Annotated in this window: 12 protein-coding genes and 1 pseudogene; 3 read left to right on the forward strand and 10 right to left on the reverse strand. The window is 64.1% G+C overall.

What is annotated here, in order from left to right:
* Window positions 1-48 precede the first annotated feature (48 nt).
* Window positions 49-1,449 (forward strand): right-handed parallel beta-helix repeat-containing protein, encoded by a 1,401-nt coding sequence (locus J7500_RS06900; protein WP_294060892.1) that lies wholly within the window; start codon window positions 49-51, stop codon window positions 1,447-1,449.
* A 1-nt stretch (window position 1,450) separates the two neighbouring features.
* Here J7500_RS06900 and J7500_RS06905 read toward each other — a convergent pair whose 3' ends face one another.
* Together J7500_RS06905 and J7500_RS06910 are read right to left on the reverse strand one after the other, a co-directional pair.
* Window positions 1,451-2,731 (reverse strand): sugar transferase, encoded by a 1,281-nt coding sequence (locus J7500_RS06905; RefSeq protein ID WP_294060893.1) that lies wholly within the window; start codon window positions 2,729-2,731, stop codon window positions 1,451-1,453.
* A 198-nt stretch (window positions 2,732-2,929) separates the two neighbouring features.
* The gene (locus J7500_RS06910; protein ID WP_294060894.1) at window positions 2,930-4,174 is read right to left on the reverse strand and encodes a nucleotide sugar dehydrogenase; all 1,245 of its coding nucleotides are present in this window, start codon (window positions 4,172-4,174) and stop codon (window positions 2,930-2,932) included.
* Between the two features lie 425 nt (window positions 4,175-4,599).
* Here J7500_RS06910 and J7500_RS06915 point away from each other — a divergent pair, with 425 nt between their 5' ends.
* Window positions 4,600-5,886 (forward strand): MFS transporter, encoded by a 1,287-nt coding sequence (locus tag J7500_RS06915; RefSeq protein WP_294060895.1) that lies wholly within the window; start codon window positions 4,600-4,602, stop codon window positions 5,884-5,886.
* 11 nt (window positions 5,887-5,897) lie between these two features.
* Here J7500_RS06915 and J7500_RS06920 read toward each other — a convergent pair whose 3' ends face one another.
* From J7500_RS06920 to J7500_RS06930, 4 genes and pseudogenes are all read right to left on the reverse strand, one after another.
* Window positions 5,898-6,284, reverse strand: a complete 387-nt coding sequence (locus J7500_RS06920; RefSeq protein ID WP_294060896.1) for a response regulator — start codon at window positions 6,282-6,284, stop codon at window positions 5,898-5,900.
* 68 nt (window positions 6,285-6,352) lie between these two features.
* Window positions 6,353-7,879 carry an ATP-binding protein gene (locus J7500_RS06925; protein ID WP_294060897.1) on the reverse strand — a complete coding sequence of 509 codons (1,527 nt, stop codon included), beginning with the start codon at window positions 7,877-7,879 and terminating at the stop codon, window positions 6,353-6,355.
* A gap of 363 nt (window positions 7,880-8,242) precedes the next feature.
* Window positions 8,243-8,785, reverse strand: a pseudogene (locus J7500_RS18535) (tetratricopeptide repeat protein); the annotation flags it as partial.
* Window positions 8,782-10,173: a GGDEF domain-containing phosphodiesterase gene (locus J7500_RS06930; RefSeq protein ID WP_294060898.1), complete on the reverse strand. Its 1,392-nt coding sequence runs from the start codon at window positions 10,171-10,173 to the stop codon at window positions 8,782-8,784. The pseudogene J7500_RS18535 and the gene J7500_RS06930, both read right to left, overlap by 4 nt.
* Window positions 10,174-10,653: 480 nt before the next feature.
* Here J7500_RS06930 and J7500_RS06935 point away from each other — a divergent pair, with 480 nt between their 5' ends.
* A complete protein-coding gene (locus tag J7500_RS06935; RefSeq protein ID WP_294060899.1) occupies window positions 10,654-11,970 on the forward strand; it encodes a UDP-glucose/GDP-mannose dehydrogenase family protein in 1,317 nt (438 codons plus the stop codon).
* Here the strand turns inward: J7500_RS06935 and rfbD are convergent, their stop codons facing one another.
* The 4 genes from rfbD to rfbA are packed head-to-tail and all read right to left on the reverse strand — an operon-like array spanning window position 11,971 to window position 15,342.
* Entirely contained in the window at window positions 11,971-12,846 is an 876-nt protein-coding gene (gene rfbD / locus J7500_RS06940) for a dTDP-4-dehydrorhamnose reductase (protein WP_294060900.1), read from the reverse strand.
* Complete coding sequence (gene rfbB, locus J7500_RS06945) at window positions 12,843-13,901, reverse strand: dTDP-glucose 4,6-dehydratase (RefSeq protein ID WP_294060901.1); 1,059 nt, start codon at window positions 13,899-13,901, stop codon at window positions 12,843-12,845. Before rfbB ends, rfbD begins: the two co-directional genes overlap by 4 nt.
* Window positions 13,901-14,467: a dTDP-4-dehydrorhamnose 3,5-epimerase gene (rfbC, locus tag J7500_RS06950; RefSeq protein ID WP_294060902.1), complete on the reverse strand. Its 567-nt coding sequence runs from the start codon at window positions 14,465-14,467 to the stop codon at window positions 13,901-13,903. Before rfbC ends, rfbB begins: the two co-directional genes overlap by 1 nt.
* Window positions 14,464-15,342, reverse strand: a complete 879-nt coding sequence (gene rfbA, locus J7500_RS06955) for a glucose-1-phosphate thymidylyltransferase RfbA (RefSeq protein ID WP_294060903.1) — start codon at window positions 15,340-15,342, stop codon at window positions 14,464-14,466. Before rfbA ends, rfbC begins: the two co-directional genes overlap by 4 nt.
* Window positions 15,343-15,396: the final 54 nt, after the last annotated feature.

The following is a 15,396-nucleotide window of genomic DNA, read 5'->3' on the forward strand; positions in this document are numbered from 1 at the left end:
GCGCCCGCGTTAACTTTGGCGTCAGGCGGATTTCGCTAACCGCAGCAAATGCATATCCAGCGCCGCACCTTGATCGTCGGAGCCGTTGCCGCATCGCTCGGAGCGGCGGCGAGCGTTCGCACCTGCCGAGCAAGCGTGGGCGCGGCACGGCTTTCGACGTTTCGCGGCGCCGGGGACAAGGACGACAATGCGGCGCTGCGACGCGCCTTGGCGACCGGCCGTCCGGTACATTTGGCGGCCGGTGAGGGGGCAGGTCCAAGCGGCGAATATCTTCTCGGCAGCATCGAGCTCGGCCCGGGGGCAGTGATTACCGGCGACGGGATCGGACGTACGATCGTCCGCCCCGCCGCGACCGAAGCGCTGCGTCCCAACATCTTCTTCTGCGACAGTGGTTCGGGCGCGACGACGGTTCGGGGTATTCAGATTTCCGATTTGACGCTGCGAGGCTGGTCCGTCGAGCGCGGTTTTGCCGAACACGAGCATCTGCTCAACTTCAACGGGGTGGAGGATCTCTCGATCGCGCGGGTCGCCTTCGAGGCATTCCGCGGCGACGCCTTGTATCTCGGCTCGGGCACGCTCCCAGGACAGGAGCGGCACAACCGCGCGATACGTGTGACCAACTGCACCTTCGACGGTGTGAATCACCAGAACCGCAACGGGATCTCGATCATCGATGCCGACGATATCGCGATCGAGAACTGCAGCTTCCGCAACTGCACGCGGCCGGATATGCCCGGCGCAATCGACATGGAGCCGGACCAGACACCCCTCGCGCGCGTGCGCAACATCCGAGTCCGGAATTGCCGATTCGCGCGGGTCGGGGGCAATTTCGCGACGATTGCGCTCAGCACCTCGGCGGCGGTCCGAACGCTTCCGTCGCAGATCCTCATCGAGAACAACATCTTCGAGGATTACGCAGGTGTCGGAGCCGAGATTTCGCTCGATGTCGGCCGGCGGCTGAGCAGCGGCGATCCCGATATGGGCGTTATCGTGCGTGGTAACCGCGGTCGTGGTGGACGCAGCATCTATGCGTTCTACGCGGCCAAGGGCGTACGCGCCGAAGGCAATGAGTGGCGCGACTATGCCGCCGGATCGATCATGGGCTTCGACAAGCCGCACCAGTTGCTACGCAACGCGCGCATCGCCGATCGCTTCATGCGCTGCGGCCTGTCGTCGAAGGTCGGCCTGGGGGTCTTCAACGTCTCCGGCCTTGCGCTGGACGGCAGCGAGTTCGTGGATTGCGGGGACGGCGGGCCCAATGCCTATGCGATCGATTTCGATCGGGGGGCATCCGAGTCCGTCTCGCTCCGCGGCGTGCGCGTGCTTTCGCCGACCGGTCGCACACGCCACGCCGTGATGCGCGAGGCCGCGCACCGGTTCAGCCCCCGAAGCAATGTCGAGAACGGCAATGATTTCGGCGGCCTATCAGCGATCTCGATCTCCAGATAGGCTATTTCGCGCCGAAGCCGGTCAGCACCGTCATGAAGGTCTTGCCCAGGATAAGCAGGTCGAGCGAGGCCGAGAAATTCTTAATGTAATAGAAGTCGTAATGCAGCTTCTCATTCACTGCATCGAGTTCTGCGACATGGCCCTGATTTACCTGGGCCCAACCGGTGATGCCCGGTCGCACGATGTGGCGATAGGTGTAGAAGGGTAGCTCCGCCGCATACCAGTCGGACAGTTGGAGCGCCTCGGGACGCGGGCCGATCCAGCTCATCTCTCCGCGGATGATGTTCCAGATCTGGGGCAGTTCATCGATGCGGGTACGCCGCAGAAACTGGCCGAACCGAGTAATGCGCGCGTCACGAACAACGGTGATCGCCTGGTCCTTGCTGTCCTCGGCAGAATCCGGCCGATGAGTCATCGTCCGGAACTTGATCACTTCGAAAACTTCCCCGCGATAGCCGCGGCGGCGCTGCCGGAACAGCATGGGGCCCGGACTCTCCAGTTTGATCACGATTCCGACGATCAACCCCAGAACCAATATCAAAGGCAAGGCGAGCAGGGCGCTGGCGAGGTCCACCAACCGCTTGACCGACCGATAGCTGAGATTCGGCACCAGTGACCCGAAGCTGTTCTCAGACAGATGCTCGATCTCGACCCGACCGGTGAGGGACTCGCTGATCTGCTTCACGTGGTAGACTGGGAACCCGGCGACGGCAGCTTCGGCGATCAGCCGTTCCCAGGCGTCGCCGAGATCGGCGCGCAGATCGGCAATGAAGACGGCATAGGGATCCTGAGGAAGTACGGGTTCCGAAAGCACCATCCATTGGGTCGAGGGGTCTGCGAGCAGCGTCTGGGTTGCCGGCGATGGAACCAGGTAGAAGCGCTGCCCTTGGCTGCGCCGGAGATAACCGCCGACGAGGAACAGGAACATCACCGTGCCACCGAAGCTCGCGAGGAAGGTGAGCCGGCTGTAATCGAAGCGGAATGCGAAGAAGACCGCGACGATCGTCCCATAGCTAGCGACGCTCGTCGGAAGGACGTGCCCCAGCACGCCCACACCGGGAAAGGTTGCCACCCGTCGGAACAAGTAGAGGCTCGCGAGGAAGGCGAGCAATGTCCCAACGAAGGTCCAGACACTGCTCGGCTGGGACGCTGCATCGCTCAGATGTGGAAGGTTGTACACGATGGTCGGGCAGATGACCCCCACCGGAAGGCCGAACAAAAGTTGATAGCGGAGCCGGGCGAGGAAGCGTTTCGGCTGAACCGAATGCAAACCGCTGTTCACGGTACGCTTCCGGGATACCGTCGCACCCGATCCGGCGGTACCCGCCGCCGAAGCGGGGGACGTCCGGCTGTTCTTATAGGCGGTTCGGCCTAGCGGAGTGCGCGCGGACATGTTTTTTCCACCCATCGTAATAACTGGCCGCTTCGCGGCGTTAATGCTCGCCACCGGCGAAGGGACGAGCCGGCGGGTTCGCCCCTATCAAAACGACCATCGTTGAACACTGGCAGGCAAGGCGCGATCGCGCCAGACGCCCTTGAGGTCGGCCAGCAGCCCGCCTTCAGCCACCAGTCCCGCCAACGCCTCGTCCGCGATCCCCCGATATGCATCGTGCGCGACTGCACAAACAACGAGATCGTAGGTTCGATCCAGCGCATCCGCATCGAGTTCGAGTTGATACTCGTGACGCACCTCCTCGGGATAAGCGAGCGGGTCATGCACCGTCACGTCGAAACCCTTCGAGCGCAACCCCTCGACTACTCCTATCACCTTGGAATTGCGAATGTCGGGCACATTTTCCTTGAACGTCATGCCCATCACCAGAGCGCGGCGTGCGGATCCGGCGTGCCTCTCGGCCAATTGCTCCACGATCCATCCGCTCATGCCGTCATTAATGTTTCGGCCGGCAAGAATGACGTGCGGCTGATGACCGAGGGCCTGGGCTACGTGGCTAAGATAGAAAGGGTCCACTCCGATACAGTGCCCGCCTACCAAGCCGGGCTGGAAGCGCAGGAAATTCCACTTTGTTTGGGCGGCTTCCAATACGTCCCAAACCGAAAGGTCGAGCTTGGCGAAGATCCGGGTGATCTCGTTCATGAAGGCGATATTGATGTCGCGCTGCGCATTTTCGATCACCTTGGCGGCTTCGGCCACTTTGATCGAAGCGGCGCGGAAGACACCTGCTGACGTGACCGCCGAATAGATCGCCGACAGCGCATCGGCGACCTCGGGCGTCTCGCCTGCCACAACCTTGACGATACGATCGACCGTGTGTTCCCGATCGCCGGGATTGATCCGCTCCGGACTGTAGCCGAGCCAGAAATTGGTGCCGCGAACGAGGCCATGGCTCTCGAGGATCGGGCCGCAGACATCCTCGGTCACACCGGGATATACCGTACTTTCATAAACCACGATCGCCGGTCGCTCCGGGTCGATGATACGGCCCACGGTGTTGCTCGCGGAGACGATCGGGCGAAGGTCAGGCTCATTGTCTTCGCGCACCGGCGTCGGGACCGTGACGATATAGATGTCCGCCCCCCGCGCCTCCGCCTCATCTGCGGTGTAGACAAGGCGAGACGCAAGCAGGCGCTCTGCGGTCACTTCCCGCGTGCGGTCATGCCCTTCGCGAAGTTCGCGCACCCGGTTTGAATCGATATCAAGGCCGATAACATCGAAGCGTTCCGCCAGAGCAACGGCGAGCGGCAACCCGACATAGCCCAATCCCACCACAACAATCTTTGGGTCAGTAGCAAAATTCATGACTGGTCCGGTTTCGTATCTGACGAGAATCTAGCGGAGAGAACAGGAAAACAGACCCTCCTGTGCGCGGCAAAGATGCCGCCAGACTTAATATCTTATCTTCACTTCAACGATCACGAACAACACTCCTTGAACTATTCTTTCCGCACCTCGGCAGACGGCAAGCGGCGTCATTTTGGGCAAGTTCGCTTCGGACGAGGTCCGGTTCGCACGCTCCGCCTATGGTGGCAAGTTTTTTTGCAACCGCACATGGTCAGCAAAATCAATGCCTATCCAGGGCATGACGGTAGTCCAAAACTCGCATTCGTGCTGCACGCGCTTAGGCAATCCCGACACGGCCTGCCCCACCGGGGGAGCTTCCGAAGTTCCTTGCGGCGGCTATAGTGTCCACAATGCACGAATTCAGATCCGCCCAAGGCCACCGCCTCCGCTCCATCCTCGGCGGTTCCGCCGGCAACCTCGTCGAGTGGTACGACTGGTACAGCTATGCGGCCTTCACGCTCTATTTCGCGCCGCACTTCTTTCCCAAGGGCGACCAGACCACGCAATTGCTGAACACCGCCGCGGTGTTCGCGGTCGGCTTCCTGATGCGGCCGATCGGCGGCTGGCTGATGGGCGTCTATGGCGATCGCTACGGGCGCAAGGCCGGGCTCACGCTTTCGGTGTCGCTGATGTGCGCGGGCTCGCTGCTGATCGCAGTGACGCCCGGCTATGCGACGATCGGGGTGGCGGCGCCGGCGCTGCTGGTGCTCGCGCGGCTGATGCAGGGGCTGTCGGTGGGCGGCGAATATGGTGCGAGCGCCACCTACCTCTCCGAGATGGCGGGCAAGAGGCACCGCGGCTTCTTCTCGAGCTTCCAATATGTGACGCTGATCTCAGGCCAGCTCATCGCGCTGCTGGTGCTGCTCGTGCTGCAATCGACGATGAACGAGGCGGCGCTGGAGGCATGGGGCTGGCGCATCCCCTTCGCGATCGGCGGCGTGCTGGCGGTGCTGGTGTTCTGGATGCGGCGGCGGCTGGCCGAGACCGAGAGCTTCCACAATGCCAAGGCTTCGGGCCGCCGGTCGAGCTTCTGGGCGCTGTTCACCGAGCATCCGCGCGAGGCGGCGGTGGTGATGCTGCTGACCGCGGGCGGCACGCTCGCCTTCTATGCCTATTCGATCTACCTGCAGAAGTTCCTGGTCAACACCTCGGGCTTCAGCCGCGAAGTGGCGTCCCAGATCAACGCGGGCGCGCTGTTCGGCTTCATGCTGCTCCAGCCGATCGCCGGCGCGCTGTCGGACCGGATCGGGCGCAAGCCGCTGATGGTGGGCTTCGGCGTGCTGGGCGTGCTGCTCACCTATCCGATCTTCACGGCGCTGGAAGGCGTGCGCGACCCGTGGATCGCCTTCCTGCTGATGCTCGGGGCGCTGGTGATCGTGACCGGCTATACGTCGATCAACGCCGTGGTGAAGGCCGAGCTTTTCCCGGCGCATATCCGCACCCTGGGCGTAGCGCTGCCTTACGCGATCGCCAATGCGTTGTTCGGCGGGACTGCCGAATATGTCGCCTTATGGCTGAAGAACGCCGGGTGGGAGCGCGGCTTCTATTGGTACGTAACCGCGATGATCGGCGTGTCGCTGATCACCTATCTGAGGATGCGCGACACGCAGAAGCACTCGAAGATCGCGGAGGACTGAGCCCACGCCCCTCAGGCGAGGATGCCGCCGCCGCGGATCGCGAGCACGCGACCGATCGAATCGAACAGCGCGTCCATCGCCACCGGCTTGAACAGCACGTCGTCGGCCCCGATCGCGAGGCAGCGCTCGCGCAGGTCGATGGCGGTGTCGGCAGTGACCACAATGATCGGCAACTCGCCCTTGGCGTCGCCGCGCGCGCGGATGCGGCGGATCGTCTCGAAGCCGTCGGTCCCCGGCATGCGCAGGTCGACCAGCACCACGTCGAAGGTGTCGGCGTCGATCATCGCCAGCCCCTCCTCGGCCCAGCTCGCCTCGGCCATCGTCGCGCCCGCGACGTCGAGCATGTCCTTCACGACCCGACGGTTCATCGGGTCGTCTTCGATGAAAAGCACGTTCATCGCGCGCCGCCGGAGCGGTTGGAAGAGAGCGAGGCGACCATATTATTCATATATAGTGTGCTATCGCGCTAAGCCGCCTGCGAGACAAGCGAGTCTGCGACGTTCGGAGCCAAATTTTGTTGGTCATCCGGAACAAAAGCGGCGAGCAGCGCTACCGACGCGACAGGCTTTTGGAGCACCCGCACGCGACCGCACGCTTCCAACCGGCCACGGGTTTCGGCGTCGGGCGCTGCCCACAAGACCGTCACTTCGGAGCCCGACGCCGCCGCGGCGAGCGCCTGAAGCGCGGCGAGCGCATCCCCGGTGCTCACCTTGAGCGTCGCCTCGTCGGCGAGCAGGCGCGCGGGCGGGTACGCGGCGATCATCGCCAGCGCCTCGTCGAGCGAGGCCGCGAATCGCGGTTCGAGATGGGGCTGGAGCAGCGTGCGGATCATGCTGCGCGCGATCGGGTTGCGCTCGACCACGAGCAGCCCGGCGGCACCGTTCGAGGTCTCGCTGGCCGCGTGCGGCGGGTCGGCGCGCTCGAGCGGGAGATCGACGATGAAGCGGCTCCCCTCGCCTTCGCGGCTCTCCACTGCGATGCTGCCGCCGAGCGCCTCGGCGAGGTTGCGGCAGATGGTGAGGCCGAGGCCGGTGCCGCCGAAGCGGCGCGTGGTGCCGGCATCGACCTGGCGGAAGGATTCGAAGATCTCGCCGAACTTGCTCGCGGGGATTCCGATTCCGCTGTCCTGCACGACCAGCCGGAGCCGCCCTCCTTCTTCGGCGGCCGTGACGGTGATCGCACCCTTTTCGGTGAACTTGATGGCATTGGAGAGCAGATTGAACACGACCTGCCGCAGCCGGCCGGCGTCGCTCACGATCCAGTGCGGCGCGCGGTCGAGATCGAGCGTGAAGCCCAGCCCCTTGGCCCGCGCCTGCTCCTCCCACAGCCGAGTGACTTCGCGCATCGTCTCGCGCAGGTCGAGCGGCGCGGCGTCGACGGTGAGGTTGCCCGTCTCCATCTTGGCGACGTCGAGGATGTCGTCGACGAGGCTGCGCATCGTGACGCCGGCGCCGTGGACGACACCGATGCGGTCGCGGACGCGCGGGTCGAGGCCTGAATCGGAGAGCATGACCTGCGTCATGCCGAGGATGCCGTTGAGCGGCGTGCGGATCTCGTGGCTGGTCGTCGCGAGGAACTCGGTCTTGGCCCTGAGCGCCTTTTCGAGCGCGACATTGGTATCGCCGAGCACGACGTTGGCGGCACGGACCTGGTTGCGGCTGCGCCGGATCGTGACGAGCGCGATCACCAGCAGCACGAGGACGACCAGCGCGGCGCTGCCGATGCTGACGAACAGCGTCCGCTGGGCGGCGGCGGTGCGGCGCGCTTCCTCGGCACGCAGGTTGGCGATCTTGGCCTCCTGCTGCGCATAATCGAAGCGCGCAGCCATCAGCGCGGCATTGGTGGTGGTGGCGACCTTGGCGGCCTCGTCGTCTAGGCGCTTGAGAGCCTCGAGGTGCGCGAGGGCGAGGCGCGGGTTGCCGATCTTGGTGTAGATTTCGTGGGCGTAGAAATGAGGGCCTCGGAATTCCGGCGACGTCTTCGTCAGGTCCAACCCGTCGAAGCACAACTCTATCAACCGTGCTGCGCGGGCATATTGCCCCCGCTCAACGGCAAGATACGCCGCTGCCGCGAACAGATATTTTTTTTGGGTCCCGGTATCTACATTCGAGCCGATCGAAAATGCCCTTTTTATCGCGGCGTCCGCGGCTGCAAAATTCTTCATGTATATTCGATTTCGCGCGATATTGGCCAGCACCCTTATCTCTAACCTGGGGTCACCTATACCCCTCGCGGCCTTTATAGCTTTTATATATTCTACATCTGCCTCACTATACCTCTCAAGAGAGAGCAAAACGTTTCCACGATTATTATGGAGAGCCAGAGAAAGCATTAGGTCTCCGCTGAATATTTCGGCGGCCTGTTGGTAATATTGTTCAGCTTTTTGGCCATTATTTGCGGTGTAATATAAAGCGCCGATATTCTGAAGAGCTATAGCCTGTGAGCGACGCTCATCGGCGAGACGGAATATCTCAAAGGCCGCCTGGTATTTCGCCAGCGCTTCAGCAGCGCGGTTTTCAACCGCTTCGAGGTTCCCAAAGGACATCAATATATCCCCTCGAAGCTTGAGGGGCTCCCGCATTGCCTCAGCTGCAGACAATGCTTGAGTTAGGAGAGGTCGCGCATGGGCAGGCTTGCCGACTCGAACCAGCGCCTCAGCCCGCATCCACCGAAAAGTGACGATCGCCTGTTGGCGCTGCCTAGGGTCGCTGATCCCCGCGGCTGCGCGCTCACCTTTGACCGAAAGCATTTCCGCATCAGCCGGGGCGGCAACCATCGCAGCACGAACCTGTGCCGTAATGCTGTCTACTTGCCTCAGCTGAGGGTCACTCGCGTAGGCAGGAAAGGCGAAGAATGCGGCGAAAAATGCCAGCAGCTGGATAAGGCGGACGCGCATCATGCGCGCTTCCAGAAGCTTTCGGGCCGGTGGAAAAGCGTGTTGACGTTCGACGCGGGCGCGGCGTGGCCCTCTTCGGCGAGATAGGCGCGCAAAGCTCCGATGCCGAGCGGGCGCGAGATCAGAAAGCCCTGCACCATGTCGCAGCCCATGACGCTGAGCAGCGCCAGCGCCGAGGGAGTCTCCACGCCTTCCGCGGTCACTTCCATTTCCAGCGCGTGCGCAAGATCGATGGTCGAGCGCACGATCAGCGGATCGCGATTGCTGCTGGTGAGCTGAAGCACGAACATCTTGTCGATCTTCAGCTCCTTCGCCGGCAGCTGCTTGAGATAGGCGAGCGAAGAAAGACCGGCGCCATAATCGTCGATGGCGAGCGACACGCCGATGTCGGCGAATTTCTGCAGGTGGCGGATCGCCGTGCCGGGATCGCGGATCACGGCCGTTTCGGTGATCTCGAAGCCCAGCCGCGCCCCGCTTTCGGAGACGATCGCGCAAGCCTCTTCGACGAACCCCGTATCCGCGAGCAGCGTGCCAGAAATGTTGATGAAGAGCGTGAGATCGTGTCCGTCGGCGGCGAGCAGCTTCTGATCCGCGATCACCTGCCGCAGCGTCCATAGCGTGAGCGAAGCTATCGCACCTGCCTGTTCGGCCGCGGAGACGAAGTCGCCGGGCAGGATCAGTCCCCGCGTAGGATGCTGCCAACGGACCAGCGCCTCGGCACTGGCGACCACCTGCCGGCGGACGTTCACCTTGGGCTGATACTGCAGGAACATCTCACCGCTGGCGATCGCGCGAGGCAGCTCGCGCATCAGCGCCAGCCGATCGAAAGCGAGATCGGTCCGCGAAAGATCGAGCATCACCAGACGGCGCTCCGTCCGCGCCTGATCGAGCGCCGACTCCGCGGCCTCGCTCAGCCGGACCTCGTCGTGCTCCTCTGCAGGCGCCGCGGCGGCACCGAACTGCACATCCAGCTCGAATTGCTCGCCTTCGCAATCGAAAGGCGCGCTCATCGCCTGGCGAAGCGTTTCCAGATCGGCCGAGGCCGCATCCATCGTCTCGCGCTCGAACGCGATCTCCACCAGGTTCCGTCCCACCGAGACGATACGGACGTCAGCGCATTGCTCGAGCACACGGCCCGCGACGTCGCCGGCGAGCAGGTCGGCGCGGGGACGGCCCAGATGCCGGCGGAGCGCCGCGAAATTCGCCACCTCGCAGAGGCAGAGGATTCGCCAGAAGCCCGTCGCTTCGGTTTCTGTGGTCGAGCGTCTTGCTTTGGGACGCGGTGTCATGCTGCGCCGGCGCAGCGCACGCAGGCTGGCGGGGATGGTGATCCCGACGGTTGGGCGAGTCAGCGGCTGCGGATTCGATTCCCCCTCCCCGGAGAATTGCACAGATTCTCCAGAGCTTACCGCTGCATCCGCAACGGTGTGCGCTCCATGCGCCCGGGGGCCGCTTCGTGCCGACATCGACCGAAAGCCTAGGTGCGACCCTTGAAGGAAGGGTTAAGCACGGCCCCGAAACAGGGCGGCGGACGACGGAAACTCCGCAGAAAACCTGATTGATTCGTATTTAACACGCCCTTAACCACCGGAGCGCGCCTTTCGCGGCGCACGACGGGAGAATTCAAATGTTCGTGTTCCAGGTCCTTTTCCGCGGCGGCATCGGCGACGACATTCGTCCCTTCTGAGCCCATCGCTCTTCCGGGCTGGCGGCTGCGCTGACCGGCCCGGACAATTCGCTAGGAAAGCGGCCCTCGCGGCCGCTTTTTTATTGCCTGCGCGGCGCAACGCCCGGCGTGTTCACGCCGCCCTCTTGCCCGCGCGGCGCGCTACGCTAAGGCGAGTGCAACATTCACCCGAAGGGGATTTGCCTTGCGTATCGCGATGATCGGCACCGGCTATGTGGGCCTGGTTTCCGGCGCCTGCTTCTCGGATTTCGGGCATGAAGTGGTTTGCGTCGACAAGGACGCGCGCAAGATCGAGCTGCTGCACCAGAATGTGATGCCGATCTACGAACCGGGGCTGGCCGAGCTGGTCGCCTCGAACGTGCGCGCGGGACGCCTGTCCTTCACCACCGATCTGGCCGAGGGCGTCAAGGACGCCGATGCGATCTTCATCGCAGTCGGCACCCCCAGCCGCCGCGGCGACGGTCATGCCGACCTGAGCTACGTCTTCGCCGCCGCGCGCGAGATCGCCGAAAACCTGACCAAGCCCAGCGTGATCGTCACCAAGTCGACCGTGCCGGTGGGCACCGGCGACGAAGTCGAGCGGATCATCGCCGAAGTGGCCCCGCAGAGCGGCGCCAAGGTCGTCTCCAACCCCGAGTTCCTGCGCGAGGGCGCCGCGATCGAGGACTTCAAGCGCCCCGACCGCGTCGTGGTGGGCACCGAGGACGAAGGCGCGCGCGAAGTGATGCGCCAGATCTACCGCCCGCTCTCGCTCAACCAGAACGCCCCGATCGTCTTCACCGGTCGGCGGACCAGCGAGCTGATCAAATACGCGGCGAACGCCTTCCTGGCGGTCAAGATCACCTTCATCAACGAGATCGCCGATCTGTGCGAGGCGGTGGGCGCGGACGTGCAGGAAGTGTCGCGCGGCATTGGGCTCGACAATCGCATCGGATCCAAGTTCCTCCACGCCGGCCCGGGCTATGGCGGCTCGTGCTTCCCCAAGGACACGCTTGCGCTGCTCAAGACCTCGGCCGACAACGAGACGCCGCTGCGGATCGTCGAGGCCACGGTGCAGGTCAACGACGCCCGCAAGCGCGCAATGGGCCGCAAGGTCATCAAGGCGATGGGCGGCGATGCGCACGGCAAGACCGTCGCGGTGCTCGGCCTTACCTTCAAGCCCAACACCGACGACATGCGCGATGCGCCGAGCCTGTCGGTGATCGCGGCGCTGCAGGACGCCGGCGCCAAGGTCCGCGCCTATGACCCGGAGGGCGTCGAGCAGGCCAAGCCGCTGCTCAGCGACGTCGAATTCTGCCCGAGCCCCTATGCGGCCGCCGAGGGCGCCGACGCGCTGGTGATCGTCACCGAATGGGACGAGTTCCGCGCGCTCGACCTGGGCCGGATCGCCAAGGCACTCAACGAGCCGCTGCTGGTCGACCTGCGCAACATCTACCCGCCGGCCGAAGCCGAGCGCGCCGGGCTCCGGCTGGTCGGCGTGGGCAAGCCCAAGCGGGGCTGATCAACCGATCAGTCGCGCTACCACCGGCTCCAGCGCCGCACGCCACTCAGGCGAGCGCAGGCCGAAGGTGGCGGCGAAGCGGCTGCTGTCGAGCCGCGAATTGGCCGGACGGCGCGCGGGGGTGGGATAGGCGCTGGTGGGGATGCCGCGCACCGCCGCGCTCGGCCCGCCTCGATCTCCGCTGATCGCGAAGATCGCACGGGCGAAATCGGCCCAGTTTGTCTCGCCGCTGCCGGCGAAGTGATAAATGCTGTCGGCGCCCTTGCCCGGCTCCGCGGCCCAGCTGTCCGCCACACGCAGCATCGCGTCGGCGATGTCGAGCGCCGAGGTGGGGCAGCCGTGCTGGTCCTCGACGACGCTGAGCTCGTCGCGGTCGGCGGCGAGGCGCAGCATGGTCTTCACGAAATTATGACCGAAGGGGCTATAGACCCAGGCAGTGCGCAGGATGGCATAAGTGGCACCCGAAACCTGGACCGCCTGCTCGCCCGCCAGCTTGCTCTCGCCGTAGACGCCGATCGGGCCGACGGGGTCGTCCTCACGATAGGCGCGCCCGCCCGTGCCGTCGAAGACATAGTCGGTGGAAAGATGGACGATCGGCGCGCCGAGCCGTGCGGCCGCGCGCGCGAGCACGCCCGGCCCCTCCCCGTTCACTGCAAAGGCCAGATCGCGTTCACTCTCGGCCTTGTCGACCGCAGTATAGGCGGCGACGCTGAAGACGATGGCGGGACGGACCTGCTCGACGGTGCGCTCGATCGAAACGGGGTCGGCGAGGTCCAGCCCTGGCCGGTCGGCGAAGACGAACTCGTGACCTGGTCCGGAGCGCTCGGCGAGGCTTTGCGCGACCTGGCCGTTCCGCCCCGTAACTAGAATCTTCACGCCTTGGTGCCGAGGCGCTCGCCGGCATAGCTGCCCGAGCGGATCGGCTCCCACCACCAGCGATTGTCGAGATACCAGTCGATCGTCCGGGCGAGACCGGTGTCGAAATTCTCCTCGGCCTTCCAGCCAAGCTCGGTCTCGAGCTTGGTGGCGTCGATCGCATAGCGGCGATCGTGCCCGGGGCGATCGGTGACGAAAGCGATCAGCTCGCGGCGCCTGCGCCCGTCGGCGAGCGGCACGCGCGCGTCGAGGATATCGCAGATCGTCTCTACCACTTCGAGATTAGTGCGCTCGTTGCGACCGCCGACATTGTAGCTCTCGCCCAGCTTGCCGGTGGTCAGGATCAGCCACAGCGCCTTGGCGTGGTCGTCGACATAAAGCCAGTCACGGACATTCTCGCCCTTGCCATAAACGGGGAGAGGTTTGCCCTCGAGAGCATTAAGAATGGTAAGCGGGATCAGCTTCTCGGGGAAGTGATAGGGGCCATAGTTGTTCGAGCAGTTGGAGAGCACCACGGGCAGGCCGTAGGTCTCGTGCCAGGCGCGGACGAAATGGTCCGAAGCCGCCTTGGACGCCGAATAGGGCGAGGACGGCGAATAGGGCGTGTCCTCGGAGAAGATGCCGCTGTCGAACGGCAGGTCGCCGAACACTTCGTCAGTGGAGATGTGGTGGAAGCGGAAGCCGGCCTTGGCCTCGCCCTCTAGCTCACGCCAATATTCGAGCGCGGCCGAGAGGATGCGGAAGGTCCCGACGACGTTGGTCTCTACGAAGGCCCCCGGACCGTCGATCGAGCGATCGACATGGCTTTCCGCCGCGAGATGCATGATGCCCTCGACCTTTTCCGAGCGGAGCAGGTCGAGCACCAGTGGCACGTCGGCGATGTCGCCCTGAACGAACCGATGGTTGGGCGCGTTCTCGATTGCCTTGAGCGAGGCAGGGTTCCCCGCATAGGTCAGCTTGTCGAGATTGATGACGCGTACGCCATTCCGCACCAGGTGACGCACCACCGCCGATCCGATGAATCCGGCACCACCGGTGACCAGGACAGTACGCATCACGCAGCCTCGTAAGCGAAAGGAGAAATGAAATCCGCGAGAAGCGGCGCCGCTGCATCCTTCTCGGAAAGGATCGCCTCGCCGGCTCGCGGCCAGGCGATCGCGAGATCGGGATCGTCCCAGCGAATGGCCCCTTCGCTCTCGCGCGAATAAGGCGCGCTCACCTTGTAGATCACCTCCACGTCCGACGTGAGCGTCATGAAACCATGCGCGAAGCCCGTCGGGATCAGCAGCTGGTTCCACTTCTCGGCCGAAAGCTCGGCGGCTACCCAGCGGCCATAGGTTGGCGAACCCTTTCGGATGTCGACCGCCACGTCGTAGATCGCGCCCCGAAGCACGCGGATCAGCTTGGCCTGAGCGAAGGGCGACGCCTGGAAATGCAAGCCGCGCACCGTGCCCGCCTCGGCGCTGAAGGACTGGTTGTCCTGAACCCAATCGATCGCGATCCCCTCTGCCTCGAATGCTGAGCGCTTGAAGACCTCGGAAAAGAAGCCGCGATGATCCCCGAACTTGGGGGGGACGACCTCGATCACTTCAGGAATCTGGAGGCGGCGGAATTCGGTCATGCCTGGGCCGCCACGAGCTTCTTGAGATAGTCCGCGTAGCCGGTCTTGCCGAGCTTCGCGGCGCGGGCAAGCACGCTGTCAGCGTCGAGCCAGCCGGAAAGCAACGCAATCTCCTCGGGACAGGCGATCTTCACGCCGGTGCGGTGCTCGATCGTGCGCACGAACGAGCCCGCCTCGTGCAGGCTCTCGTGCGTGCCGGTGTCGAGCCAGGCATAGCCGCGGCCCAGCCGCGTGATGTGGAGGTCGCCCCGGTCCATATAGGCACGGTTGACGTCGGTAATCTCGAGCTCGCCCCGCGCGGAGGGCCGGATCGAGCGCGCGATGTCAGTCACGTCCTTGTCGTAGAAATAGAGGCCGGTGATCGCCCAGTTGGACCTGGGGTGGGCCGGCTTCTCCTCCACGCTGGTGGCGCGCCCATTCTCGTCGAACGACACCACACCATAGCGTTCGGGATCGTCGACATGATAAGCGAAAACATTGGCGCCGCCCTTCGCCGCCTCGGCGGCCGCGAGCTGGCATTTCTCACCCATCTTGTCGCCGTGATAGATGTTGTCGCCTAGTATCAGCGCGCTCGGCTGGCCCGCAACGAAGTCCGCCCCGATGATGAAGGCTTCCGCAAGCCCGTTGGGCTGGGGCTGCTCGGCATAGGAGAAATTGACTCCGAATGCCGACCCGTCGCCCAGCAGCGCTTCGAAAAGCGGGAGGTCGCGCGGGGTGGAGATGATCAATATGTCGCGAATGCCTGCGAGCATCAGCACCGACAAGGGATAATAGATCATCGGCTTGTCGAACACGGGCAACAGCTGCTTCGAGATCGACAAGGTTGCCGGATACAGGCGGGTGCCGCTGCCGCCCGCCAGAATGATGCCCTTCATGCGCCCCTTATCTCGCTCCGCAACATGGAGCGCGCCGTGTAGCGAATGCCCGAA

The organism is Sphingomonas sp., from assembly GCF_017744835.1.
GTDB lineage: Bacteria > Pseudomonadota > Alphaproteobacteria > Sphingomonadales > Sphingomonadaceae > Sphingomonas.

What these genes read in the sequence shown, in the direction of transcription:
- J7500_RS06900 (WP_294060892.1), top strand. Translation starts at nt 49, where the DNA reads ATGCATATCCAGCGCCGCACCTTGATCGTCGGAGCCGTTGCCGCATCG.
- J7500_RS06915 (WP_294060895.1), top strand. Translation starts at nt 4,600, where the DNA reads ATGCACGAATTCAGATCCGCCCAAGGCCACCGCCTCCGCTCCATCCTC.
- J7500_RS06920 (WP_294060896.1), bottom strand. Translation starts at nt 6,284, where the DNA reads ATGAACGTGCTTTTCATCGAAGACGACCCGATGAACCGTCGGGTCGTG.
- rfbB (WP_294060901.1), bottom strand. Translation starts at nt 13,901, where the DNA reads ATGCGTACTGTCCTGGTCACCGGTGGTGCCGGATTCATCGGATCGGCG.
- rfbC (WP_294060902.1), bottom strand. Translation starts at nt 14,467, where the DNA reads ATGACCGAATTCCGCCGCCTCCAGATTCCTGAAGTGATCGAGGTCGTC.
- rfbA (WP_294060903.1), bottom strand. Translation starts at nt 15,342, where the DNA reads ATGAAGGGCATCATTCTGGCGGGCGGCAGCGGCACCCGCCTGTATCCG.